This is a genomic window from Shewanella sp. S1-49-MNA-CIBAN-0167 (genome assembly GCF_040310145.1).
Classification (GTDB): domain Bacteria; phylum Pseudomonadota; class Gammaproteobacteria; order Enterobacterales; family Shewanellaceae; genus Shewanella; species Shewanella psychromarinicola.
Window position 1 is genome coordinate 1 of the sequence record NZ_JBEOPO010000548.1, and the last position, 226, is coordinate 226.

Here is a 226-nt window from a genome sequence, read left to right on the forward strand (position 1 = left end):
CGGTGATTAGCGCAGCCCGGTAGCGCATCTCGTTTGGGACGAGAGGGTCAGAGGTTCGAATCCTCTATCACCGACCACATTCCCGCTTTCTTATAGCGAATTTAGCCTCTAAGTTAAATAAATATCAGACTTGTTTTCAAGTAAAAATCTCGGTGATTAGCGCAGCCCGGTAGCGCATCTCGTTTGGGACGAGAGGGTCAGAGGTTCGAATCCTCTATCACCGACC

The 226-nt window shown here is 49.6% G+C and carries 2 tRNA genes; both read left to right on the top strand.

Going from position 1 to position 226, the window contains the following annotated elements:
- Positions 1 to 77, top strand: a tRNA-Pro gene (locus AAEZ00_RS22375).
- 73 nt (positions 78 to 150) lie between these two features.
- Positions 151 to 224 (top strand) — tRNA-Pro (locus tag AAEZ00_RS22380).
- Positions 225 to 226: the final 2 nt, after the last annotated feature.